Below are 721 nucleotides of genomic sequence, written 5' to 3'. Positions count from 1 at the left end.
ACTTGACTTGGCGGGTGCGATTCTGGCGAAAGAGATCTGTTCTGGTCGCGTCGTTACCGTTTCTGTTTCAAGCATTACATTTAAAAAACCAGTCAGCGTAGGTGACGTGGTTTGTTGTTACGGCGTGTGTAAGAAAATCGGCCGTACATCTATGAGCGTTGACCTAGAAGTTTGGGTGAAACCAGTGAAAGTAGACGGCATCGAAGATCGTTTCATGGTTTGCGAAGCAACCTTTAACTATGTAGCCATCGACAGTGAAGGCAAACCACGTCCAGTGCAAAGCTAAGTTGTCATAAAATCGAATTGCTAGGAAGAATCTCACATTTTCTATTGTTCACTTGTGAGAGGTTCAAAAAAGACGTTAAATTAACACTTTACCCCACCAATTAAGGAACTATGCTATGTGGTACGTCATCTTTTCTCAGGACGTCGAGAACTCATTGGAAAAACGTATGGGCGTTCGTCCTCAACATTTAGAACGCTTGCAACAGCTTCAAGATGAAGGTCGTTTACTTACTGCAGGTCCAATGCCAGCGATCGACTCTGATAACCCAGGAGAAGCCGGCTTTACTGGTTCGACAGTCATTGCTGAATTTGCCTCTTTGGAAGATGCCAAAACATGGGCTGACGCCGATCCTTATGTGGCGGCGGGCGTTTACGAAAACGTGATCGTAAAACCGTTCAAAAAAGTGTTTTAAGTTATGAAAAAATTACTGTGTCT

Annotated in this window: 2 protein-coding genes; both read left to right on the top strand. The window is 44.0% G+C overall.

Features of this window, described 5'->3' with window-relative positions:
- A partial coding sequence (locus tag R8O10_RS25040) for a hotdog domain-containing protein (RefSeq protein WP_318191931.1) occupies positions 1–286 on the top strand: 286 nt, incomplete at its 5' end.
- A gap of 115 nt (positions 287–401) precedes the next feature.
- Positions 402–698 carry a YciI family protein gene (locus R8O10_RS25035; protein ID WP_021453642.1) on the top strand — a complete coding sequence of 99 codons (297 nt, stop codon included), beginning with the start codon at positions 402–404 and terminating at the stop codon, positions 696–698.
- The last annotated feature ends 23 nt before the right edge of the window (positions 699–721 follow it).

Origin of the sequence: Vibrio sp. 1727, assembly GCF_033344415.1 — a bacterium.
GTDB classification, from domain to species: domain Bacteria; phylum Pseudomonadota; class Gammaproteobacteria; order Enterobacterales; family Vibrionaceae; genus Vibrio; species Vibrio alginolyticus.
Note: the sequence above shows the minus strand (reverse complement) of the source record. Positions and strands in the feature narration are given on the sequence as shown.

Excerpts from the sequence above, each read along its gene's own strand:
- R8O10_RS25035 (WP_021453642.1), top strand. The coding sequence starts at position 402 with ATGTGGTACGTCATCTTTTCTCAGGACGTCGAGAACTCATTGGAAAAA.